This window comes from Macromonas nakdongensis (assembly GCF_002837145.1).
GTDB classification, from domain to species: domain Bacteria; phylum Pseudomonadota; class Gammaproteobacteria; order Burkholderiales; family Burkholderiaceae_C; genus Macromonas_B; species Macromonas_B nakdongensis.
The window spans coordinates 311-23385 of sequence record NZ_NWMV01000025.1 but is presented as its reverse complement, the minus strand read 5'-3'; the positions used below and the strand labels follow the sequence as shown (position 1 = coordinate 23385).

The window sequence follows — 23075 nt, the reverse complement described above, 5'->3', positions numbered from 1 at the left end:
TGAGCGTGGCGCTGCCGGCCGCGGCCCAGGGCACGGGGGCGGCCAGCGCCCCCCCGGTGCGCATCCGCTTTTCGCACGTGGTGGCGCCGGACACCCCCAAAGGCCTGATGGCCCGCCACTTCCAGGCCCTGGTGGCACAGCGCAGCGGCGGCCGGCTGCGGGTCGAGGTCTACCCCGACTCCCAGCTCTACGGCGACCACGACGAGATGGAAGCCCTGAAACTCGGGGCGGTCGAGATGCTGGCGCCCTCGCTGTCCAAGTTCGGCCCGGTGGGCGTGCCCGAATTCGAGCTGTTCGACCTGCCCTTCCTGTTCGAGGACCTGGCCCAGGTGCGCCGCGTGACCCAGGGCCCGGTGGGCCAGCGGCTGCTGGCGCGGCTGCAGCGCCAGCACCTGGTGGGCCTGGCCTTCATGGACAACGGTTTCAAGCACATGAGTGCACGCCGCCCCTTGCGCACCCCGGCCGACTTCCGCGGGCTGCGGCTGCGGGTGCAGGCCTCGCGGGTGCTGGTGCAACAAATGCACGCGCTCGGCGCGCAGGGGGTGGTGCTGCCCTTCGGCGAAACGCGCCGCGCCCTGCAGAACGGCGTGGTGGACGGCGCGGAAAACCCCTTGTCCAACTTTTTCACCCAGGGGCTGGGCCAGGTCCAAACCGACCTGACCCTGACGCAACACGGCTACCTGGGCTACGCGGTGGTCAGCCACCCGCGCTTCTGGAACAGCCTGGCCCCGAGCGACCAGGCCCTGCTGCGCCAGGCCCTGGCCGAAGCCATCGCCCAGGGCCACCGCCTGGCCGCCGAGCAGGACCGCCAGGCGCTGGCCCTGCCCGGCCTGCGGGTGCACCGGCTCAGTGCGGCCGAACGCACCGGCCTGAGGCGGGCGGTGCAGCCGGTGTACGAGAGCTTCAGCCGCAGCGTCGGCCCGGCCCTGCTGGACGAAGTGCGGCAAGCCCTGCAGGCCCCGACCCCGGAATAAGGGTAAACCCGACTGTTGAACGCCACAGTTGGCGGGCACCGACGCGGTGCGTATCGTTGCGCCCTGTCCCGCACCGGGATTGCGCCCGGTCCCGGTGGCCCCACCGCCACCCCGACCGAACCCCTTCGACACCACCCCGCGAGGCCGTTGCCATGTCATCGACCACCGAGCGCAAACCGCTCTACAAATCCCTGTACGTCCAGGTCCTGTTCGCCGTCACCGTCGGCGTGCTGCTGGGCCATTTCTACCCCCAGCTCGGCACGGACATGAAGCCCCTGGGCGACGCGTTCATCAAGCTCATCAAGATGATCATCGCCCCGATCATCTTCTGCACCGTGGTGGTGGGCATCGCTGGCATGGAGGACATGAAAAAGGTCGGCAAGACCGGCGGTCTGGCCCTGTTTTACTTCGAGATTGTCTCCACCCTGGCCCTGGTCATCGGCCTGATCGTGGTCAACCTGATCCAGCCCGGCTCGGGCATGCACGTGGACCCGGCCTCGCTCGACACCAAGGCCATCGCCGACTACACCGAACCCGGCAAGATGAAGGGCACGGTCGATTTCCTGATGGGCGTGATCCCGACCTCGGTGTTCGACGCCTTCGCCAAGGGCGACATCCTGCAGGTGCTGCTGTTCTCGGTGCTGTTCGGCTTCGCGCTGCACAAGTTCGGCGGCCGCGGCACCCTGGTGTTCGACTTCATCGAGAAGTCGTCCCACGTGCTGTTCGACATCGTCGGCATCGTCATGAAGGTCGCCCCCATCGGTGCCTTCGGCGCCATGGCCTTCACCATCGGCAAGTACGGCATCGACTCGCTGTTCTCGCTGGGCAAGCTCATGGGCACCTTCTACCTGACCTGCCTGCTGTTCGTGTTCGTGGTGCTGGGCATCATCACCCGCCTGCATGGCTTCAGCATCGTGAAGTTCATCCGCTACATCAAGGAAGAGCTGCTGATCGTGCTGGGCACCTCGTCGAGCGAGTCGGTGCTGCCGCGCATGATGGAAAAAATGGAGAACCTGGGCGCCAAGAAATCGGTGGTGGGTCTGGTGATCCCGACCGGCTACTCCTTCAACCTGGACGGCACGTCGATCTACCTGACCATGGCCGCGGTGTTCATCGCCCAGGCCACCGACACGCCCATGACGCTGGTGCAGCAGCTCACCCTGCTGGCCGTGCTGCTGCTGACCTCCAAGGGCGCGGCCGGCATCACCGGCAGCGGCTTCATCGTGCTGGCGGCCACGCTGTCGGCGGTGGGCGGTGTGCCCGTGGCCGGGCTGGCGCTGATCCTGGGCATCGACCGCTTCATGAGCGAGGCCCGCGCCCTCACCAACCTGGTGGGCAACGGCGTGGCCACGCTGGTGGTGGCCAAGTGGACCGGCGACCTGGACATGCAGCGCCTGCACCAAGGCCTGGACCACCCCACGCTGCAAGAGGCGCAGGCGCCCGAAGACATTTTGGACCTGCAGACCGCGCAGATGGCCGTGGCCCCGGCCAAGGGCTGACCGGACCCGGCCCTCTCACAACGCCCCTCCCGCGAGGGGCGTTTTTTGCAGGCCCGCCGCGGCGGCCGAACACCGGCGCCGTCCGCTACCATCGCGCCCCATGCAAGCCCTGCTCGACGCCATCGCCGCGATGGCCCCCTCCCCCGATGCCCAACGTGTTTTCCACGGCCGCGGTGGCCTGCACCCGGGCTGTGAACACTGGACGCTGGACGTTTACCCCCCGGTCTGCCTGCTCACCAGCTTCCAGCCGGTGGACGACACCACCCTGGCCACGGTGCATGCCGCCCTGGCGGCCCGCTGGGCCGAACTGCACCCCGGCCAGCCCCTGAACTGGGTGTTCCAGCAGCGCCAGGACGCCCGCGCCGAGACCCGGCTGATGGCCGGCCAGGTGCCGGAGCCGCACGTGGTCAGCGAAGACGGCACCCGCTACCGTGTGCACCTGCTCAAGGGCCAGAACCACGGCCTGTTCCTGGACATGGCCGAAGGCCGGCGCTGGCTGCGGCGGCAGATGGCGGCCGAGCCGGGTGCCCGGGTGCTCAACCTGTTCGCCTACACCTGCGCGTTTTCGGTGGTGGCGCTGCAGGCCGGTGCGCGCCAGGTACTGAACGTGGACATGAGCGGCGGTGCACTGGCCATCGGGCAGCAGAACCACCGTCTCAACGGGCTGGACACCGGGGCCAGCTTCATGCCGCACGACATTTTCAATTCATGGGGCAAGATCAACCGGGGCGGCCCCTACGACTTGGTGGTGCTGGACCCGCCCACCCACCAGAAGGGCAGCTTCGTCGCGGAAAAAGACTACCCCCGGCTGCTGCGCCGCCTGCCCGAACTGCTGCGGCCCGGGGGCCGCGCCCTGGTCTGCCTGAACTCGCCCAAGCTGGGGGTGGATTTTTTGCAGGACCACGTGCAGGCCCAGGCCCCCGGCCTGGTGCTGGAGCAGCGCCTGCCCAACCCGGCCACCTTCGCCGACGTGTCCAGCGAACGCGCGCTCAAGGTGCTGGTGTACCGGGCGCCTTGAAGCGGACGCCCACGGGGGCTCACAGGCCGTGGGCGTGGTGGCGCAAATGGTCGTCGATCACGGTGGCAATGAAGTAGTAGCCGTGGTCGTACCCGGGGTGGCGGCGCAGGGTCAGGGGCTGGTCGGCCTCGGCACAGGCCTGCTCCAGCAGGTGCGGATGCAGCTGTTCGGCCAGGAATTTGTCGGCCAGCCCCTGGTCCACCAGGATGCCCTGGGGGTACAGCGGCGGCAGGCCCTGGGCGTGGCGCTGGCGGATCAACTCGGTGGCGTCGTGCACGGCCCAGGCGGCGCGGTCTGGGCCCAGGTAGCCGGTGAAGGCCTTCTGGCCCCACGGACACTGGCTGGGCGCGCAGATGGGGGCCAGCGCCGACAGGGTCCGGAAGCGCCCCGGGTGGCGCAGCGCCAGCGTCAGGGCGCCGTGGCCGCCCATGGAATGGCCCATCAGGCCCAGGCGCTCCACCGCCACGGGCAGGTGCACCCCGACCAGCGGCAGCCACTCGTCCACCAGGTAGCTCTCCATGCGCCAATGGGTGGCCCAAGGCGCCTGGGTGGCGTCCAGGTAGAAGCCGGCCGCCGTGCCGAAGTCCCAGCTGTCGGCCTGGCCGGGCACGTCGGTGCCGCGCGGGCTGGTGTCGGGCATGAGCAGGGCCAGGCCGAGTTCGGCGGCCACGCGTTGCGCGCCGGCCTTGACGGTGAAGGTTTCTTCGGTGCAGGTCAGCCCCGCGAGGTAAACCACGGCCGGCACCGGGCCCTGTTGGGCCTGGGGCGGCAGGTAGACGGCGAAGCGCATGGGCAGGCCGATGGTGGCCGAATCGTGCCGGTAGAAGCGCTGCACGCCGCCGAAGCAGGCGTGCTCGCTCAGCAGCGTGGGGGCGGTGGTGTGGGGGCTGGCGGTCATCGGTGGCCGCTCAGAACTCGACCACCGCGCGGATGGACTCGCCGCGCTTCATCAGGTCGAAGCCTTCGTTGATCTGCTCCAACTTGAGTTTGTGGGTGATCAGGCTGTCGATGTCGATCTTGCCGTCCATGTACCAGTCCACGATCTTGGGCACGTCGGTGCGGCCGCGCGCGCCGCCGAAGGCCGAGCCTTCCCACTTGCGGCCGGTAACGAGCTGGAACGGGCGGGTGGAGATTTCGGCACCCGCTTCGGCCACACCGATGATGATGCTGCGGCCCCAGCCCTTGTGGGTGCACTCCAGTGCTTGGCGCATCACCTGGGTGTTGCCGATGCACTCGAAGCTGTAGTCGGCGCCGCCATCGGTGAGTTGCACGATGGCGTCCACAATGTTGCCACCCGCCGCCTCGATGTCTTTCGGGTTCAGGAAATGCGTCATGCCGAACTGGCGCGCCATGGCTTCGCGGCCCGGGTTCAGGTCCACGCCGATGATCTTGTCGGCACCCACCATCTTGGCGCCCTGGATCACGTTCAGGCCGATGCCGCCCAGGCCGAACACCACCACATTGGCGCCCGCTTCCACCTTGGCGGTGAAGATCACGGCACCGATACCGGTGGTGACGCCGCAGCCGATGTAGCAGACCTTGTCGAAGGGCGCGTCGGGGCGGATCTTGGCGAGCGCGATCTCGGGCACCACGGTGTGGTTGGCGAAGGTGCTGGTGCCCATGTAGTGGAAGATCGGGTCGCCGTTGAGGCTGAAGCGGCTGGTGGCGTCGGGCATCAGGCCCTTGCCCTGGGTGCCGCGGATCAGCTGGCACAGGTTGGTCTTGCGGCTCAGGCAGAACTTGCACTGGCGGCATTCCGGGGTGTAGAGCGGGATGACGTGGTCGCCCTTTTTCAGGGTGGTCACGCCGGGGCCCACGTCCACCACCACGCCCGCGCCTTCGTGGCCCAGGATGGCGGGGAAGATCCCCTCGGGGTCGGCGCCGCTGAGGGTGTAGTAGTCGGTGTGGCAGATGCCGGTGGCCTTGATCTCCACCAGCACCTCGCCGAATTTGGGGCCTTGCAGGTCCACGGTTTCGATGGTCAGGGGTTGGCCGGCTTTCCAGGCGACGGCGGCACGGGTTTGCATGGGGCGGGGTCTTTCAAAAAAGCACACGCCGGTGCAGACCGGCGTGCAATGTGCGAAGGATGACACCACTGTAGCCCAAGTCCAGGACCGGGGCGACCCAGCCCGCGGGGGCCCCCAGTCTTCAGCAGGTTTTGTCATTTGCAACTGCGCTTTTATTCCTTCCTTGTGGGTGATGGACGGCGGAAGATCGATGCCATCGACCACCTCCACACAGGAATTTGCATGCAAACACGCCGCCTCACCCTCCGCACCCTGGCCGCCGCCGCCCTGCTGTCCGGCCTGGCCCCCTGGGCCGCCGCCCAGTCGCCCGTCACCCTGCTCAACGTGTCCTACGACCCGACGCGCGAGCTGTACGTGGACTTCAACGCCGCCTTCGCCAAGCACTGGAAGGCCAAGACCGGCCAGGACGTGACCATCAAGCAGAGCCACGGCGGCTCGGGCAAGCAGGCCCGCGCCATCATCGACGGCCTGGACGCCGACGTGGCCACCCTGGCCCTGGCCGGCGACACCGACGCCCTGCACGCCCACGGCGCCTACATCCCCAAGGACTGGCAGAAACGCCTGCCCCTGAACAGCTCGCCCTACACCTCCACCATCGTGCTGGTCACGCGTGCCGGCAACCCGAAGCACATCAAGGACTGGGACGACCTGGTGCGCCCGGACGTCAAGGTCATCACCCCCAACCCGAAAACCTCGGGCGGCGCGCGCTGGAACTACCTGGCCGCCTGGGAATTCGCCAAGCGCAAGTACGGCGGCGACGCCCAGGCCAAGGCCTTCGTGGCCAAGCTCTACGCCAACGTGCCGGTGCTCGACACCGGGGCGCGCGGCTCCACCATCACCTTCTCGCAGCGCAACCAGGGCGATGTGCTGATCGCCTGGGAGAACGAGGCCTACCTGCTGGAGAAGGAGTTCGGCAGCAAGGTCGATTTCGTCTACCCCTCGCTGTCCATCCTGGCCGAACCGGCGGTGACGCTGGTGGACAAGAACGTGGACAAGAAGGGCACGCGCGCGGTGGCGCAGGCCTACCTGGAATACCTCTACAGCGAGGAAGGCCAGGACATCGCCGGCAAGCACTTCTACCGCCCGACCTCGGCCAAGGCCCAGGCCAAGTACGCGAAACAGCTGCCCAAGATCCCGCTGTTCAAGCTCGAAGACGCCTTCGGCAGCTGGGCCGAAGCCAGCCAGCGGCACTTCGCCGACGGCGGCAGCTTCGACCAGATCTACACCAAGAAGTGAGAAGGGGGAGCGGCCATGTCGGTACTGTTGATCGCCGGTAGCCCGTCGGAACACTCGCGCTCGTCGGCCTTGCTCGATGCGGTGGAGGCCCGGCTGCTCCAAGCCGAAAGCGCCCGCCGCCTGCACCTGGACCGCCTGCGCATCCGCGACCTGTCGCCCCAGGCGCTGCTGCTGGCCAACTGGGGCCACCCCAGCGTGGCCCGGGCCATTGCCCAGGTGCAGTCGGCCAGCGCGCTGGTGGTGGCCACCCCGGTGTACAAGGCGGCGTACAGCGGGGTGCTCAAGGTCTTTCTGGACCTGCTGTCGCAAACCGCGCTCAAGGGCAAGGTGGTGCTGCCCATCGCCACCGGCGGCAGCCCGCACCACATGCTGGCCTTGGACTACGCGCTGCGCCCGGTGCTGCAGTCGCTGGGGGCCCGGCACATCCTGCCGGGGGTCTACGCCAGCGATGCGCAGATCCCCAAGACCGAACAGGGCGAGTACCAGATTGGCGGCGACATCCAGAGCCGCCTGGACGATGCCGTGAACCAGCTGCTGACCGAGTCGTCGGGTTCACGCCTGCTGCCGCCCGGCCACTTCGAAGCCGTGCCGTTTGCCCAGGTGCGCTGCAGCGTCTAGCCGCGCCACACCCCCACCGCTGCACGGCAGCGCCCACCCACACGTCTGAACACCCCGCCCACCGCGGCGGGCAGGACCTGCCTCGCCCTTTTCTTGCATTTGCCTTGAAAGCACCACCATGCACACACACGACACCCCCACCCGCGCCAGCCGCCGTCAACTGCTGGCCACCGGCCTGGGCCTGGGCGCCTGGGCACTCGCCGGCCCGGCGCTGGCGCAAAACGGCCCGCGGCTGTTCCGCATCGGCCACCAGAAGGGCTGGCTGTCCATCCTCAAGGGCCGTGGCACCCTGGAAAAACGCCTGGCGCCGCGGGACGTGCAGGTGAGCTGGACCGAATTCACCGCCGGCCCGGTGCAGCTCGAAGCGCTGAACGTGGGCTCCATCGACTTCGGCGACGTGGGCGAAGCGCCGCCCATCTTCGCCCAGGCCGCCGGCGCGCCGCTGGTGTACGCCGGCACCACGGTGCCGCGCCCGCACAACGAGGCGGTGCTGGTGCCGCGGGGCTCGCCGCTGAAGGCGGTGGCCGAACTCCAGGGCAAAAAGATCGCGCTGAACAAGGGCTCCAACGTGCACTACTTCCTGGTCAAGCTGCTGCAAAAGCACGGCCTGAAGTACAGCGACGTGCAAGCCGTCTTCCTGCCCCCGGCCGATGCCCGGGCCGCCTTCGAGCGCGGCTCGGTGGACGCCTGGGTGATCTGGGACCCCTTCCTGTCCTCGGCCATCAAGACCCTGGAGGCCCGCGTCCTGGCCGATGCCAAGGGGGTCGCGAACAACCGCAATTACTACTTCACCTCGCGCGATTTCGCCGCCAGGAACGTCGATCTGCTGAAGATCGCGTTGGAGGAAATCGCCGCCATCGATGCCTGGGCAGCCAAGCACCGGGCCGAGGCGGCCGCCGAGCTGTCGAAGGTGCTGGGTCTGGATCGCAGCATCGTCGATCTGTACCTGGCCAACCTGCGCCACGGCCAGCTGCCGGTCACCGCCGACATCCTGGCCGAGCAGCAGGCCATTGCCGACACCTTCTTCGAACTCAAGCTCATTCCCAAGCCGCTCAACCTGCGCCACGCCGCGCCGGTCAATCTCTGAGGTTTCCCATGGAAGTTTTCTGGTTCATCCCCACCCACGGCGACAGCCGCTACCTCGGCACCACCCAGGGCGCGCGCCAGCTCAGCACGGCCTACCTCCAACAGGTGGCCGTGGCGGCCGACAGCCTGGGTTACGAGGGCGTGCTGATTCCCACCGGCCGCTCCTGCGAAGACCCCTGGGTGGTCGCCGCCAGCCTGATTCCGGTGACGCGCCGGCTGAAATTCCTGGTCGCGGTGCGCCCCGGCCTGCACCAGCCCAGCCTGGCCGCACGCATGGCGGCGACCTTCGACCGGCTCTCGGGCGGGCGCCTGCTGATCAATCTGGTCACCGGCGGCGACCGGGCCGAGCTGGAAGGCGACGGCGTGTTCCTGGACCACACCCAGCGCTACGCGCAGTCGGCCGAGTTCCTGCGCATCTGGCGCGAGATCCTGGCGCGCAGCCACGACGGCCAGAGCCTGGACTTTCAAGGCGAGCACCTGAGCGTGAAGGGCGCCAAGCTGCTGTTCCCGCCGCAGCAGCGGCCCCACCCGCCGGTGTACTTCGGCGGCTCCTCAGCCGCCGCGCACGACCTGGCCGCCGAACAGGTGGACGCCTACCTGACCTGGGGTGAACCCCCGGCCGAGGTGGCGCGCAAGGTCGCCGATGTGCGCGCACGCGCGGCCCGCCACGGTCGCACGGTGCGCTTCGGCATCCGCCTGCACGTGGTGGTGCGCGAAACCGACGCCGAAGCCTGGCAGGCCGCCGAAGCGCTGATCCAGCACCTGGACGACGACACCGTGGCCCGCGCCCAGGCGGTGTTTGCCCAGATGGACTCGGAAGGCCAGCGCCGCATGGCCGCGCTGCACGCCGGCGGCGCCAAGCGCCAGCGCGCCGACCTCGAAATCAGCCCCAACCTCTGGGCCGGCGTCGGCCTGGTGCGCGGCGGCGCGGGCACCGCCCTGGTGGGCGACCCGCAGACCGTGGCCGCCCGGCTGCAGGAGTACGCCGACCTGGGCATCGACACCTTCGTGCTCTCCGGTTACCCGCACTTGGAAGAGGCCTACCGCTTTGCCGAACTGGTGTTCCCGCTGCTGCCTCGTCCCGTCCAGCAAAAGCTGGCGGGCGCCATCCCGCTGGGCCCTTTTGGCGAAACGGTGGCCAACCTGCAGTCGCCCCACGCCCTTCGGCCCGAACTGCGCGCCGCCAGCTGAGGCCGCGCCCCACCCCGGAGCAACCCACATGACCGAGACCGCTTCTTTGACTTCGACCCTGCCGTCCCCTGCCCCGGCGGCAGCGGACTGGGCCCGACGCGGCCGCCACCTGGTCCAGCGCCTGCTGCCCTGGCTGGTGCCCGCCCTGCTGCTGCTGGGCTGGCAGCTCAGCTCCAGCCTGGGGTGGCTGCCCACCCGGGTGCTTCCAGCGCCGGTGGACGTGGTCCAGGCCTTCTGGCAACTGGCCGCCTCGGGCGAGCTGTGGGAGCACGTGAAGGTGAGCGCGGGCCGCGCCCTACTGGGGCTGGCCATCGGCGGCGGCTTGGGCCTGGTGCTGGGCCTGCTGACCGGCTCGGTGCGGCTGCTGGAAACCTTGCTGGACTCGACCATTCAGATGGTGCGCAACATCCCCGCGCTGGCGCTGATCCCGCTGGTGATCCTGTGGTTCGGCATCGACGAAGGCGCCAAGCTGTTCCTGATCTCGGTGTCGGTGTTCTTCCCGATCTACATCAACACCTTCCACGGCATCCGCAACGTGGACCCCGCTCTGATCGAGATGGGGCGCACCTACGGCCTGAGCCGCTGGGGCCTGTACACCCAGGTCGTGTTGCCGGGCGCGCTCTCGTCCATCCTGGTGGGGCTGCGCTTTTCGCTCGGGCTGATGTGGGTGATCCTGATCGTGGCCGAGACGATTTCGGCCCAGGCCGGCATCGGCTACCTGACCATGAACGCCCGCGAATTCCTGCAGACCGACATCGTGCTGGTGGGCATCCTGCTGTACGCGGCCCTGGGCAAGCTGGCCGACCTGTTCGCCAAGTCGCTGGAGCGCTTCTGGCTGCGCTGGCACCCGGGCTACCAGTCGGCGCATTGAGCCCACCACCCACTGACCGAACCCGCCCCGCGGGGCGCCGGCCGCAGCTGCCTCCCGAAACACCCGAAGGATTCCCCATGAAACCCTTGTTCTTCCCCACCCTGAACCGCCGCCGGGCCCTGTGGCGCATGGCCGCCGCCCTGGCCGCGGTCGGCGGTGCCTGGACCCAGGCCGGCGCGGCCCAGCGCCTGCGCATCGGCTACCAGAAGTCGTCGGCCCTCATCACCGTGCTGAAGGTGCGCGGCACCCTGGAGCGTCGGCTGGCCCCGCTGGGCCTGCAACTGAGCTGGCACGAGTTCACCAGTGGCCTGCCGCTGCTGGAGGCCCTGAACCTGGGCCATGTCGACTTCAGCGCCGACGTGGCCGACACCGTGCCGATTTTTGCCCAAGCCGCCGGGGCCCAGCTGACCTACGTGGCGCAGGAAGCGCCGTCGCCCACGGCCCAGGCCATCGTGGTCCGGCAGTATTCGCCCCTGCGCAGCGTGGCCGACCTGAAGGGCAAGAAAGTGGGCTTTGCCAAGGCCGCGGGCGCGCATTACCTGCTGCTGGCGGCGCTGGAGCAGGCCGGGCTGTCGTTTCAGGACATCCAGCCCGCCTACCTGGCCCCGGCCGACGGCCGCGCCGCCTTCGAGCGCGGTGCCATCGACGCCTGGGTGGTGTGGGACCCCTTCCTGGCCGCGGTGCTGAACCAGACCCCGTCGCGGGTGCTGGCCGATGGGCGCGGCATCGCGTCCTACCAGCGCTACTACCTGGCGTCCACGCCCTACGCCCAGGCCCACCCGGAAGTGCTGCGCGCCCTCTACCAGGAACTGAAAGCCGCCGGGCAATGGGTGAAGCAGCAGCCCCAGGCCGCGGCCCAGTTGCTGGCCAGCGCCTGGGGCCTGGACGCCGCCACCGTGGAGCAGGCCAACGGCCGCCGCAGTTACGAGGTGCGCCCGGTGCTGGCCCCCGCGCTGGGCGAGCAACAGCGCATCGCCGACACCTTCTTCGCCGAGAAGCTGTTGCCCAAAAAAATCAACGCCCGCGAGGTGGCGTTGTTCCCCGCCGGAGCCTGAACCATGAGCGACAACCCCACCGGCGGCGTGCGCCTGACGCTGCGTGCCCTGAGCAAACGCTTCGGCCCGCGAGAGGTGCTGCGCCGCAACACCTTGACGGTCGAACCCGGCGAATTCGTGGCCATCGTGGGCCGCAGCGGTTGCGGCAAAAGCACCCTGCTGCGCCTGGTGGCCGGGCTGGACCAGCCCAGCGGCGGCGAGCTGCTGCTGGACGGCGCGCCGGCCCCGCAGCGCCGCGAGGACACCCGCATCATGTTCCAGGACGCACGCCTGCTGCCCTGGAAACGGGTGGTGGACAACGTGGCACTCGGCCTGCCCCCCGCGCGCCGCGCCGACGCCGAGCGCGTGCTGGTCCAGGTGGGCCTGGGCGACCGCCTGGCCGATTGGCCGGCCCAGCTTTCGGGCGGCCAGCGCCAGCGGGTGTCGCTGGCCCGCGCCCTGGTGCACCAGCCGCGGCTGCTGCTGCTCGACGAACCCCTGGGCGCGCTGGACGCGCTGACCCGCATCGAGATGCACGCGCTGATCGAAGGCCTGTGGCGCCGCCACGGCTTCACCGCCCTGCTGGTGACGCACGATGTGCAGGAAGCAGTGGCCCTGGCCGATCGGGTCATCCTGATCGAAAACGGCGAGATCGCGCTGAACGAGCGCATCGCCCTGGCCCGCCCCCGTTCGCGTGGCGACGCCGCCTTCGCCCTGACCGAAAAGCGCATTCTGGACCGGGTGCTGCAGCAACCGGACAACGCCCCCTCTTCGTTTGAAGCGCCCTGGCCGGGCGTGCAGGCGCACGGCCTGCGCTGGGCCATCTGAATTTGTGTGTTTTCTTTTTTCAACAGGAGTCTGTCATGTCCATTCAAGCCATCAACGTCCGCAACCAGTTCAAGGGCAAGGTCAAGGAAATCATCCGCGGCGACGTGGTGTCGGAAATCGACGTTGAAACCCCCTGGGGCATCGTCACCTCCGTCATCACCACCCGTTCGGTCGATGCGCTGGAGCTGAAGATCGGCTCCGACGTGGTCGCGCTGGTCAAGTCGACCGAGGTGTCGCTGGCCAAGCTCTGACCCGCCTGGAGGCGCTTGCGGGGCGGCCACGGCCGCCCTTTTTTTGCGCCCACGGCCGGTTATTTATTTGAAAAAGTATTTATGAAATGAAAACCTATTCTTTTGAGTTTTATATGAGCCTGCCTAAGATGCCACCGGGCACCTGGCCCACGGGTGCACGGGACAGACACGAGATATGAACTTTCAACAACTGCGCTCGGTGCGCGAAACGGAGCGCTGCGGCTTCAACCTGACCGAAGTGGCCGCCAGCCTGCACACCTCCCAGCCCGGAGTCAGCCGCCAGGTGCGCGAACTCGAAGAAGAACTGGGGGTGGAGCTGTTCGTGCGCGCCGGCAAGCGGCTGCTGGGGCTGACTTCCGCCGGGCAGGCCCTCATGCCCATCATCAAACGGGTGCTGCTGGACGCCGAAAGCCTGCGCCGCGCCGGTCAGGAGCTGCAGGGCCGCGAGGAGGGGCGTTTGTCGGTGGCGGCCACCCACTCGCAGGCGCGCTACGCCCTGCCCCTGGTGGTGAAGGACTTTCGGCAACGCTACCCGCGCGTGACGCTGCACCTGCACCAGGGCAGCCCCAAGCAAGTGGCCGAAATGCTGCTGACGGGCGAAGCCGACATCGGCGTGGCCACCGAGGCCCTGGCCGGCTACGACCAGCTCGTCACCCTGCCCTGCTACCGCTGGAGCCACAGCCTGGTGCTGCCGCTCGGCCACCCCCTGCTGGCGTTGCCGGCCCCTGTGACGCTAGAGGACCTGGCCCGCTACCCCATCATCACCTACGAGGTGGGCTACACCGGCCGCTCGCACATCGACGAGGCTTTCCACGCCGCCGGCCTGGCGCCCGACGTGGTGCTCACCGCCATGGACGCCGACGTGATCAAGACCTACGTGGAGCTGGAGATGGGGGTGGGCATCGTCGCCTCGGTGGCCATCGACGAAGAGCGCGACCGGCACCTGCGCGCCCTCGACGCCGGGCACCTCTTCCCCATCAACGTGACCCGGCTGGGTTTGCGGCGCGACCACTGGCTGCCGGGTTTCGCCTACAGCTTCATCGAAACCTTTGTGCCCACGCTGACGCGCGAGGCGGTGCTGGCCGCACAGGAAGCGGTGTGAAGCTGTCCCAGGGCGCCGCGCACGGCGCCCCCCTTTCGGCCGGACCTCAGGCGGCCCGCAGCGCCGGCGCCAGGCGGCGGTCCCAGAACGGGGCGACCCCGGCCGGGCCGTCCAGCACACCCAGTTTCAGGAAAGTGTCGGCCACGTCCTGGTGCCCCCGCACCACGGCGTCGTCCACCGGGCGCAGGTCGAAATCGGTGCTGCGGTTGTTCCACAGCTCGATCAGGTCGCCCACCGGCACCCGGGTTTCGGCCGATTGGGCGCGGGCGTAGGCCAGGTAGTGGCCGTTGGCCCAGCGGTAGGCGCTGCGCAGGCGGCGCAGGTAGTCGGCGATGGCGGCCTGCTTGGCCGCGTCGTCCAGGGCCTTGGGATTGGCATAGACAGGGAAGTTGCCCGACAGGTAGCCCAGCCCGGTTTTGAGGGTGCGCGCGCCGTAGCGGATACGGGCCAGCTGGCCGTTGTAGCCGTAGATGGCCCAGGCGTCGAGCTCGCCACGGTCGAAGGCCGACAGGCCGTCGGCCGGGCTCAGGTGGATGGCCTGGATGTCCTGGAAACCCAAGCCGGCCTCGGCCAGTTGTTTGGCCAGGAAGTAATGCGCGGTGGTGCCGCGCACGTAGCCCACGCGCTTGCCTTTCAGGTCGGCGATGGTGCGGATGGGCGCGTCTTGGCGCGCCAGTGTGACCTGGTTGTTCAGGTCTTCGCGCACCACGGCCACGAAACGCACCCGGGCCTGCTGGCGGGCGGCGAACAGGGCCGGGATCTCGCTGCCGGAGCCCAGATCCAGCGCATCGCCGTGGATGGCCTCGATGTGCAGCACGCCGTTGTTGAGTTCGCGCCACTCGATCTTGTAGGGCGTCTGGGCCAGACCGGCGGCCGTCAGCAGGGGCCGCCACAGGCCCTTGTAGGTGGCGATGCGCAGCGTCACGCCCGACAGGTCGGGGCCAGCGGCCTGGGCCGAGGGGATGGACAGCCCGGGCAGGGCCGTGCCAGCGGCCAGCGCGGTGCCGAGGAAACGGCGGCGGTTGAGGGAGGTGGAAGGTGTCATGGTCGGTGGCGACTGTGGTGGAAACAGCGCCCCACTCTAAGGACCGCTCCCCCGTGCGGCAAAGAAGCATTGCAAGGCTGCATATCCGATTTGATGATTTCCACAACCGCCCCGGGGCTCCTACAGTCTGGCACGCAGTTCCGTTTGAACCTTTTGGAAGCCCCCCGCCATGTCACAACACTGGAAATTCGAAACCCGTTCGGTCCACGCCGGCTACCGCCCCGACCCCACCACCAAAGCGGTGGCCGTGCCCATTTACCAGACAGCCGCCTACGCCTTTGACAGCGCCCAGCACGGCGCAGACCTGTTCGACCTGAAAGTGCCGGGCAACATCTACACCCGCATCATGAACCCGACGCAGGACGTGCTGGAACAGCGCGTCGCCGCGCTGGAGGGCGGCATCGCCGCCCTGGCGCTGGCCTCGGGCCAGGCCGCCGTGACCTACGCCATCCAGACCATTGCCGAGGCGGGCGACAACATCGTGGCCAGCACCGCGCTCTACGGCGGCACCTACAACCTGTTCGCGCACACGCTGCCGCAGTTCGGCATCACCACGCGTTTTGCCGACCACCGCGATCCGGCGAGCTTCGAACCCCTGATCGACCACCGCACCAAGGCCGTTTTCGTGGAATCGATCGGCAATCCGCAGGGCAACGTCACCGACATCGCGGCCATCGCCGCAGTGGCCCACCGCCACGGCGTGCCCCTGATCGTGGACAACACCGTGGCCACGCCCTACCTGTTGCGGCCCATCGAACATGGGGCGGACATCGTGGTGCAGTCCCTGACCAAGTACCTGGGCGGTCACGGCACCAGCATCGGCGGCGCCATCGTCGACAGCGGCAAGTTCCCCTGGGCCGAGCACCGTGCGCGCTTCCCGCGCCTGAACGAGCCCGACCCGAGCTACCACGGCGTGGTGTACACCGAGGCCCTGGGGCCGGCGGCCTACATCGGCCGTGCCCGCGTGGTGCCGCTGCGCAACACCGGGGCGGCCATCTCCCCGTTCAACGCCTTCCTGATCTTGCAAGGCATCGAAACTCTGGCCCTGCGCCTGGACCGCATCAACGCCAATGCCCTGGCCGTGGCCCAGCACCTGGTGCAACACCCGAAAGTGGGGTGGGTCAACTACGCCGGTCTGCCCCAACACCCGGACCACGCGCTGGCGCAGCGTTACCTGGGAGGCAAAGCCTCCGGCCTGCTGACGTTCGGCGTGAAAGCTGCCGCAGACGAAGGCCGGGCGGCGGGCGCGCGCTTTTTGGACGCGCTGCAACTGTTCACCCGCCTGGTCAACATCGGCGACGCCAAATCGCTGGCCACGCACCCGGCCTCCACCACCCACCGCCAGCTGTCGCCGGCCGAATTGGCCCAAGCCGGTGTGCCCGAAGACGCGGTCCGGCTGTCGGTGGGCATTGAGCACATCGACGACCTGCTGACCGACCTGGACCAGGCCCTGGCCACCGTTTGAACCACACCCCATGCGTACACCCACCCTCCTCTCCTGGCACCGCCCCCTGGCCTGGCTGCTGGCCAGCTGCCTGCCCGCCACCCCCGCCCTGGCCACCAACGGCTACTTCTCACACGGCTACGGCGCCCCATCACAAGGCCTGGCCGGCGTGGGCATTGCCCTGCCGCAAGACGCCTTGGCGGCGGCCACCAACCCCGCCGGCACCGCCGCCGTGGGCAACCGCGTCGACCTGGGCCTGACGGTGTTCGTCCCGCGGCGCAGCGCCGCCATCGTCGGCAACCTGGCCGCCCCCGATTCGGCACACGACGGCAACGGCCAAAAAACCTTCCTCATCCCCGACTTCGGTCTGGTGCGCGCCGTCAACGCGCAAACCGCCGTGGGCCTGGCGGTGTACGGCAACGGCGGCATGAACACCGAATACGCCAGCAACCCCTACGCCCGTTTCGGTGCCACCGGCACGGCCGGGGTGAACCTGGAACAGCTCTTCATCGCACCGTCGGTGGCGCACCAACTGAACGAGCGCCACACCGTGGGCGCGGCGCTCCAGGTGGCGCACCAGCGCTTCGCGGCCCAGGGCATCGGTCTGTTCAACGGTTTTTCGGCCGCCCCCGGCCAGGTCAGCGACCGGGGCACGGACTCGACCACCGGCGTGGGGGTGCGCCTGGGCTGGACCGGCCGGCTCACGCCACAATGGACCGCCGGAGCCACCTGGGCCTCCCGCATCCGAGGCCGTTTTGACGATTACCGCGGCCTCTTTGCCAACGGCGGGCGCTTTGACGTGCCCGAGAACTTCGGCGTGGGCCTGGCCTACGCCGCCACCGACCGGCTCACCCTGGCCGGCGATGTGCAGCACATCCGTTACAGCCAGGTGGCGGCGGTGGGCAACTCGGCCGCTCCGCTGTTTGCCGGACAGCCCCTGGGCTCGGCCAATGGCCCGGGCTTTGGCTGGCGTGACCAGACCGTTTTGAAGCTGGGCGCTCAATACCGCTGGCGTCCCGACCTGGTGCTGCGCGGCGGCGTGAGCGTGGCCAACCAGGTGGTGCCGGCGCAGGAAACCTTCTTCAACATCCTGGCCCCCGGCGTGGTCAAAACCCACCTGAGCGTGGGCGCGACCTGGCACACCCCAGGCGGCGGCGAACTCAGCGGTTTCTACACCCTGGCCCTGGGTGAAACGGTGCGGGGCGCCCAGTCCATTCCCGCCGGCTTCGGCGGGGGCAACGCCCACGTGCGCTTGAAAGAACACATCGTGGGCGTGTCGTACGGCTGGCGGTACTGAGCACAACCGCCTGCACGGCGGAGCCCATACCGCGGGCTCCGCCAGCCTTCACAGCACCCGGAAACCGTGGGTGCCGTCGCGCCCCAGCTGCGCCACCAGGCCGAACTCCCAGTCCAGGTAGGCCTGCATCGCGGCGTGGGCGTTGTCGGTGCCCTCGTAGGGGCGGCGGTAGCGGTCGATGCGCGGCGAGGCCAAGCGGGTCTCCCCATGCTCCAGCGGCAGGCCCGCCGCGATCCAGGCCAGCGTGCCGCCCTCCAGCACCCACACCTCGGCTTCGGTCAGGCGGGCCAGGTCGGCGGCGGCGTAACGCGCCAGCAGGCTGCTGCCGCAGGTCAGCACGTAGCGCTGCGCCGGTGGAATCTGTTGCAGGGCTGTCGCCAGCTGCGAGCGCAGCACAAAATGTGCGCCCGGGATGTGGCGCTTGACGTAATTGGCGCTGGTGGTCAGGTCCAGCACGGCGGTGTGGCCCGCGGGTCCGGTGTCCAGCCATTGCGCCAGGGTGGCGGGGCCGACCCAGCGCACCTCACCCACCGGCTCGGGCACCGGGGCTGCGGGGTTGCCCGTTTCGGTGAAGGCGTCGGTGCCCACACCGTCTAGTACCCACACCTCCCAACCCATTTGGGCCAGCCAGGACGCGCTCATGTTGGCGCGCACCCCGTCGTCGTCCAACAGCACGAAGCGGGCGCCGCGCACGGCCGCGGTGTGGTCGGTTTCCTGCACCAGTTGGCCACCGGGGGTGTTGCGAAAACCCGGCAGGTGGCCGGCGGCGTATGCCTCGGGGGTGCGCACGTCCACCCGGTAGGTGGTGCGCCGGTCGGCTTCGTGTTGGAAGCGGTCCAGGTCGGCCAGGCTGGCGCGGCGCACGCCGGCGCGGTCGGCCACGCTGCGGGCGCGCTGGGCGGCTTCGGCGCGCTCGGCCTCGGCCACGGCCCCGGGCTGGCGGCTGGCGCCGTGGTCCAGCGCCTGGCCGGCCAGGGTCCAGCCGATGGTGCCGTTGCGCAGCGCCGCCACCGGGTTGGGAATGCCCGCGTTCACCAGCGACTGGGTGCCGATGATGCTGCGGGTGCGGCCGGCGCAGTTGACCACGATCTGCGTGGCCGGGCTGGGCGCCAGGCTGCGCGCGCGCAGCACCAGCTCGGCCCCGGGCACGCTGGTGGCGCTGGGGATGCTCATGGTCTGGTACTCGTCGAAGCGGCGGGCGTCGAGCACCACCACGTCGGCCTGGCGCTGGATCAGGGCCTGCACCTCCTGCGCCGACAGCGAGGGGGTGTGGCGTTGCGCTTCCACCAGTTCGCCGAAGGCCTTGCTGGGCACGTTCACGTCGATGAACAGCTCGCCGCCGGCGTCGCGCCAGCCCGACAGGCCACCGGCCAGCAGCGAGACCTGGGTGTAGCCCAGGGCTTGCAGGGTGCGCGCCGCGGGCTCGGCCAGGCCTTCGCCGTTGTCGTACACCACCACGCGGGTGTGGCGGCGCGGGATGCGGTTCCAGGCGTCCAGCTCCAGCCGCCCAGCGGGCAGGTTGGCGGCGAACAGGGGGTGGCCCTGGGCGTAGGGGTCTTCCTCGCGCACGTCGATCAGCGCGATTTCTTCCTTGGCCAGCAGGGCTTGGCGCACGTCGTGGTAGGTGGTTTGGGGCAGGGTCATGGGGTGGGTGGATTGGAGGTTCAGGAAGGGCTGCCCGTGCGCAGCTGGGCGTTGAGTTCGGCGGAGCGGTCCCACAGGTTGGGCAGCACGGTGTTGCTGTAGCCGGAGACGAAGGGTTGGCGGCCGCCGTCCTCCCTGTAGACGGCGCGCTGCACCGCGCCGATGTTGGCGCCGTAGACGTGGATGCTGATCGAGGGCCGGTCGGCCAGCGGGTTGCTGACGCGGTGCACATCGCCGAGGCGGGGCGACACGGCCTCGACCTCGCCGGGGCGCAGGGTGTGCGGGGCGCCGTGCGGTACCCAGTGGCCTTGGCCGTCGCGCACGAAATGTTGCGAGACCTCGGACCCGCGCAGCAGACCGATCAGGCCCCACACGGTGTGGTCGTGGATGGGGGTGGACTGGCCGGGGCCCCAGACGAAACTGACCACGGAGAAGCGCTCCAGCGGGTCGGCGTACAGCAGGTACTGCTGGTAACGCTCGGGGTGGGGCTGGGCGAAGGCTTCAGGCAGCCAGTCGTCGTGGCTCACCAGTTCGGTCAGCAGGGGCTGCGCGGCGGCCAGCACATCGGCTTCCTCGCGCGGTTGCGACAGGAGTTGGGCCAGGGCTTGCACGAAGTTGCGCAGGCGTTGGGGATGGAGAGGTGGGCTCATGGTGGTGTGGGCGTGGTCACGGGATGGTGGTGATTGCACCGCAGATGGCCGCCCAGCGGGGGGAACACTTTCGCATATCGATGCCCGTTTTTGTTCTTTCACAAACATGGGGAATTTGGGTGCAATCGCGGTCAGCGCATCGGTATCTGCCCGTTTGTCCCGCCATCTTTCTTTTTTCAGGAGAACGTCCATGTCCACCACCTCCCCACTGAACCCCGCCTGGTCCCGCCGCGACTGGCTGCGCGCCGCGGGCGCCGCCACCGTCGCTGGCGCCTCGGGCGCCATCGGCCACCAGGTGCTGGCGGCGCAGCCCTTGCGCCCGCTCAAGCTGGCCTGGAACGCCAACGCAATTTGCCTGTCGGCCGCCCCGGTGGCCCTGCAGCGCGGCATTTTTGAAAAGCACGGCCTGCAGGTCGAGCTGGTCAACTTCGCCGGGTCCACCGACCAGTTGCTCGAAACCATCGCCACCGGCAAGGCCGATGCGGCGCTGGGCATGATGCACCGCTGGATCAAGCCGCTGGAAGCTGGGCTGGACGTGAAGCTGGTGGGTTCCAGCCACGGCGGTTGTGTGCGGCTGGTGGGCTACGCGCCGGCCGGCACCACCTCGCTCAAGGCCCTCAAGGGCAAAACCATCGCCGTCTCGGACTTGAACAGCCCGGGCAAAAACTTCTTCTCGGTGCTGATCACCAAGGCCGGCCTGGACCCCGAACGCGACGTCAACTGGCGCCAGTTCCCGGCGGACATGCTGGGCCTGGCGCTGGAAAAGGGCGAGGCCCACGCCATCGCCGACAGCGACCCCAACCTGCTCTTCATCGAACGCCGCACCAAGGGCATCGTGGACCTGGCCACCAACCTGTCGGGCGAGTACGCGGCCAAAACCTGCTGCGTGGTGGGCGCCGGCGGCAAGTTGCTGAAGAGCGACCGTCCGCTGGTGGCTTCGCTGGTGCGCGCCATCAACGAAGCCTCGGTGTTCGTGGCCGACAACCCGAACGAGACCGCCAAGATTTACCAGCCGTACACCAAGGCCTCGCTGGACGATGTGCGCTACGTGTTGGGCACCCTGACCCACCGCAGCCACCCGCACGGCGCGGCCTTGACCAAGGAGGTGGAGTTCTACGCCCGCGACTTCAAGCTGGTGAACGTGCTCAAACCCAGCACCGACCCGGTGCGCTTTGCCAAGCACGTCGTGGTGGACGTGCTGGCCTGACCCACCCGGACGAGGAGAATCCCATGAGTTCCATCGACACCACCTGGCGGCCGGGCGTTGGCCTGGATGTGGCCGAGGCCGCGCCCTGGGCCGTGGCCTTGGCAGATCGCCCGGATGCGCCCGCGCGGCCCGAGACCGCTGCTCCCGTGCGCCGACCCACCGCCCCGCTGTGGTTCACCGGCCTGCTGGCCGCGCTGGCCTGGGGCGGCCTGGCCACCCTGACCCAGCACTGGCCCAACCTGCAAGTGGGCTTCAGCGACTGGGCCTACACCGACGAGTTCGGCTGGCTGGCCTGGGGCGTGGCCCTGCTGCTGCTGGCGCTGTCGGTGCTGCCCGGCCCGGTGGGTGCACTGCGCAACCGTGTCCGGTCTGCGGGTCCTTGGCTGGTGGCCATCGGCCTGGGCCTGGGCGTGTGGCAGGCGCTGACCGCCAAAACCGGCACGCTGCCCGCGCCGTTTTTCGCGCCGCCGCAAAGCCTGATCGAGGTCTACGTGTCCGATTGGGCGCGCCTGCTCGACAGCGCCTACAACTCGGTCAAACTGCTGCTGGTGGGCATCGCCTTTGGCGCCGTCAGCGGCTTTGTGGTGGGGGTGCTGATCGGCTGGTCCAGGCTGGCCAGCTACTGGGTGCACCCGGTGCTGCGTGTGCTGGGGCCGGTGCCCACCACCGCCTTGCTGCCCATCTCCTTCTATTTCTTTCCCTCCAGCTGGTCCACCGCGATCTTTTTGATCGCCTTGGGCACGGCTTTCCCGGTGGCCATCCTGACCTGGTCGGGCGTGGCCAACGTGAACAAGCACTACTACGACGTGGCCCGCACCCTGGGCGCCTCGCCCTGGTTCCTGGTGCTGCGGGTGGCCATTCCGGCGGCGCTGCCGCAGGTGTTCGTGGGCCTTTTCATGGGCCTGGGGGCGGCGTTTTCCACCCTGGTGGTGGCCGAGATGCTGGGCGTCAAGTCCGGCCTGGGCTGGTACCTGACCTGGGCCCAAGGCTGGGCCAGCTACCCCAACATGTACGGCGCCTTGCTGGTGATGGCGGTGCTGTTCTCCGGGGTCATCACGCTGCTGTTTTTGCTGCGTGACCGCTTGTTGTCGTGGCAGAAAGGAACCGTGAAATGGTGAGCCCCGTGACGCCTGAAACCTCCGTGGCGGCCCAGACCGGCCGCCCCCCAGCCGCCACCGGCGCGCACATCGAGGTGCGCAACGTCGGGCACTGGTTCGACGGCCCCAACGGCGCCCTGCAGGTGATCGACGAACTCGACCTGCAAATCCAGCCCGGTGAGTTCGTGGCCCTGCTGGGCCCCAGCGGCTGCGGGAAGTCCACCCTGCTGCGCCTGGTGGCCGGGCTGGAACCCGCGACCACCGGCACCCTGCTGCACGACGGGGAACCGATCACCCAGCCCGACCCGTCGCGCATCGTGGTGTTCCAGGACCCGACCCTGTTCCCCTGGCGCACCGTGTGGGACAACGTGGCCCTGGGCCTGCAAGCGCGTGGGCTGCTGAACACCCAGCGCCACCGGGTGGACGAGGCGCTGCGGCTGGTGGGTCTGTCGGCCTTCGCCAAGTCCTTCCCGCACCAACTGTCGGGCGGCATGGCGCAGCGCGTGGCCCTGGCCCGCGCCCTGGTGAACGACCCCAGCCTCTTGGTGCTGGACGAACCCCTGGGCAAGCTGGATTCGCTCACCCGCTTGACCATGCAGACCGAGCTGGTGGACCTGTGGCAGCGCCAGCGCTTCTCGGCGCTGCTGGTGACGCACGACGTGGAGGAGGCCCTGTTCATGGCCCAGCGCGTGGTGGTGTTCACCGAACGCCCGGCGCGCGTCAAACAGGTGCTGGTGAACGACTTGCCTTACCCGCGCCACCGGGGCGACCCGCGCCTGGCCGAGCTGCGCCACCAGGCCCTGGCCTTGTTGGGGCTGGACGCCAGTTGGTGACGGCATGGGGGCTTGGACGGTGCCGCCCGAAGGCGTGAACGCCCTGCTGTGGCTGTTCCATTCGCTGCAGCAGGCCGCCTTGGCGGTGGTCGGGTGGCTGGGCGGGGTCGATGACCAGGGCCA

The 23075-nt window shown here is 69.1% G+C and carries 22 protein-coding genes; 17 read left to right on the top strand and 5 right to left on the bottom strand.

Annotated elements, in window-relative coordinates; translation table 11 throughout:
- The 3 genes from CON77_RS04885 to CON77_RS04875 all read left to right on the top strand — a co-directional run.
- The coding region (locus tag CON77_RS04885) for a DctP family TRAP transporter solute-binding subunit (protein WP_101048024.1) at nt 1-974 on the top strand (974 nt) is incomplete at its 5' end.
- A 152-nt stretch (nt 975-1126) separates the two neighbouring features.
- Nucleotides 1127-2473, top strand: coding sequence for a dicarboxylate/amino acid:cation symporter (locus CON77_RS04880; RefSeq protein WP_101048022.1), 1347 nt, complete (start codon nt 1127-1129; stop codon nt 2471-2473).
- Between the two features lie 100 nt (nt 2474-2573).
- Complete coding sequence (locus CON77_RS04875) at nt 2574-3491, top strand: class I SAM-dependent methyltransferase (RefSeq protein WP_101048021.1); 918 nt, start codon at nt 2574-2576, stop codon at nt 3489-3491.
- Between the two features lie 19 nt (nt 3492-3510).
- Here the strand turns inward: CON77_RS04875 and fghA are convergent, their stop codons facing one another.
- Nucleotides 3511-4389, bottom strand: coding sequence for an S-formylglutathione hydrolase (gene fghA / locus CON77_RS04870; RefSeq protein ID WP_101048020.1), 879 nt, complete (start codon nt 4387-4389; stop codon nt 3511-3513).
- Nucleotides 4390-4399: 10 nt separating this feature from the next.
- A complete protein-coding gene (locus tag CON77_RS04865; RefSeq protein WP_101048019.1) occupies nt 4400-5518 on the bottom strand; it encodes an S-(hydroxymethyl)glutathione dehydrogenase/class III alcohol dehydrogenase in 1119 nt (372 codons plus the stop codon).
- A 222-nt stretch (nt 5519-5740) separates the two neighbouring features.
- Between CON77_RS04865 and CON77_RS04860 the strand changes: the two genes are divergently transcribed.
- The 9 genes from CON77_RS04860 (at nt 5741) to CON77_RS04820 (ending at nt 13735) form a co-directional block, all read left to right on the top strand.
- Entirely contained in the window at nt 5741-6754 is a 1014-nt protein-coding gene (locus CON77_RS04860) for a sulfate ABC transporter substrate-binding protein (RefSeq protein WP_101048018.1), read from the top strand.
- Between the two features lie 15 nt (nt 6755-6769).
- A complete protein-coding gene (gene ssuE / locus CON77_RS04855) occupies nt 6770-7372 on the top strand; it encodes an NADPH-dependent FMN reductase (protein ID WP_101048017.1) in 603 nt (200 codons plus the stop codon).
- A gap of 118 nt (nt 7373-7490) precedes the next feature.
- On the top strand, nt 7491-8459 hold the full coding sequence (locus CON77_RS04850; RefSeq protein WP_101048016.1) for an aliphatic sulfonate ABC transporter substrate-binding protein: 969 nt from the start codon (nt 7491-7493) through the stop codon (nt 8457-8459).
- Nucleotides 8460-8467: 8 nt separating this feature from the next.
- Complete coding sequence (gene ssuD, locus CON77_RS04845; RefSeq protein ID WP_101048015.1) at nt 8468-9649, top strand: FMNH2-dependent alkanesulfonate monooxygenase; 1182 nt, start codon at nt 8468-8470, stop codon at nt 9647-9649.
- 28 nt (nt 9650-9677) lie between these two features.
- Nucleotides 9678-10520 carry an aliphatic sulfonate ABC transporter permease SsuC gene (ssuC, locus tag CON77_RS04840; RefSeq protein WP_101048014.1) on the top strand — a complete coding sequence of 281 codons (843 nt, stop codon included), beginning with the start codon at nt 9678-9680 and terminating at the stop codon, nt 10518-10520.
- A 77-nt stretch (nt 10521-10597) separates the two neighbouring features.
- Nucleotides 10598-11575: an aliphatic sulfonate ABC transporter substrate-binding protein gene (locus CON77_RS04835; RefSeq protein ID WP_439650524.1), complete on the top strand. Its 978-nt coding sequence runs from the start codon at nt 10598-10600 to the stop codon at nt 11573-11575.
- Between the two features lie 3 nt (nt 11576-11578).
- Nucleotides 11579-12382 carry an ATP-binding cassette domain-containing protein gene (locus CON77_RS04830; RefSeq protein ID WP_101048013.1) on the top strand — a complete coding sequence of 268 codons (804 nt, stop codon included), beginning with the start codon at nt 11579-11581 and terminating at the stop codon, nt 12380-12382.
- 35 nt (nt 12383-12417) lie between these two features.
- The gene (locus tag CON77_RS04825; protein WP_101048012.1) at nt 12418-12633 is read left to right on the top strand and encodes a TOBE domain-containing protein; all 216 of its coding nucleotides are present in this window, start codon (nt 12418-12420) and stop codon (nt 12631-12633) included.
- Between the two features lie 175 nt (nt 12634-12808).
- Nucleotides 12809-13735, top strand: a complete 927-nt coding sequence (locus CON77_RS04820; RefSeq protein WP_101048011.1) for a CysB family HTH-type transcriptional regulator — start codon at nt 12809-12811, stop codon at nt 13733-13735.
- A 46-nt stretch (nt 13736-13781) separates the two neighbouring features.
- Here CON77_RS04820 and CON77_RS04815 read toward each other — a convergent pair whose 3' ends face one another.
- Complete coding sequence (locus CON77_RS04815) at nt 13782-14780, bottom strand: ABC transporter substrate-binding protein (protein WP_101048010.1); 999 nt, start codon at nt 14778-14780, stop codon at nt 13782-13784.
- Between the two features lie 169 nt (nt 14781-14949).
- Between CON77_RS04815 and CON77_RS04810 the strand changes: the two genes are divergently transcribed.
- A complete protein-coding gene (locus tag CON77_RS04810; RefSeq protein WP_101048009.1) occupies nt 14950-16245 on the top strand; it encodes an O-acetylhomoserine aminocarboxypropyltransferase/cysteine synthase family protein in 1296 nt (431 codons plus the stop codon).
- Nucleotides 16246-16255: 10 nt separating this feature from the next.
- Entirely contained in the window at nt 16256-17521 is a 1266-nt protein-coding gene (locus CON77_RS04805; protein WP_101048008.1) for an OmpP1/FadL family transporter, read from the top strand.
- Between the two features lie 48 nt (nt 17522-17569).
- Here CON77_RS04805 and CON77_RS04800 read toward each other — a convergent pair whose 3' ends face one another.
- Both CON77_RS04800 and CON77_RS04795 read right to left on the bottom strand, forming a co-directional pair.
- Entirely contained in the window at nt 17570-19165 is a 1596-nt protein-coding gene (locus CON77_RS04800; protein ID WP_101048007.1) for a rhodanese-related sulfurtransferase, read from the bottom strand.
- A gap of 20 nt (nt 19166-19185) precedes the next feature.
- Nucleotides 19186-19815, bottom strand: coding sequence for a cysteine dioxygenase family protein (locus CON77_RS04795; protein ID WP_101048006.1), 630 nt, complete (start codon nt 19813-19815; stop codon nt 19186-19188).
- Nucleotides 19816-20005: 190 nt separating this feature from the next.
- On the opposite strand from CON77_RS04795, the gene CON77_RS04790 reads away from it, so the two are divergent.
- The 3 genes from CON77_RS04790 to CON77_RS04780 are packed head-to-tail and all read left to right on the top strand — an operon-like array spanning nt 20006 to nt 22952.
- Nucleotides 20006-21022, top strand: coding sequence for an ABC transporter substrate-binding protein (locus tag CON77_RS04790; RefSeq protein ID WP_101048005.1), 1017 nt, complete (start codon nt 20006-20008; stop codon nt 21020-21022).
- Nucleotides 21023-21045: 23 nt separating this feature from the next.
- Complete coding sequence (locus CON77_RS04785) at nt 21046-22140, top strand: ABC transporter permease (protein ID WP_101048004.1); 1095 nt, start codon at nt 21046-21048, stop codon at nt 22138-22140.
- Complete coding sequence (locus CON77_RS04780) at nt 22134-22952, top strand: ABC transporter ATP-binding protein (RefSeq protein WP_101048003.1); 819 nt, start codon at nt 22134-22136, stop codon at nt 22950-22952. The genes CON77_RS04785 and CON77_RS04780 overlap by 7 nt, the downstream gene beginning before the upstream one ends.
- The last annotated feature ends 123 nt before the right edge of the window (nt 22953-23075 follow it).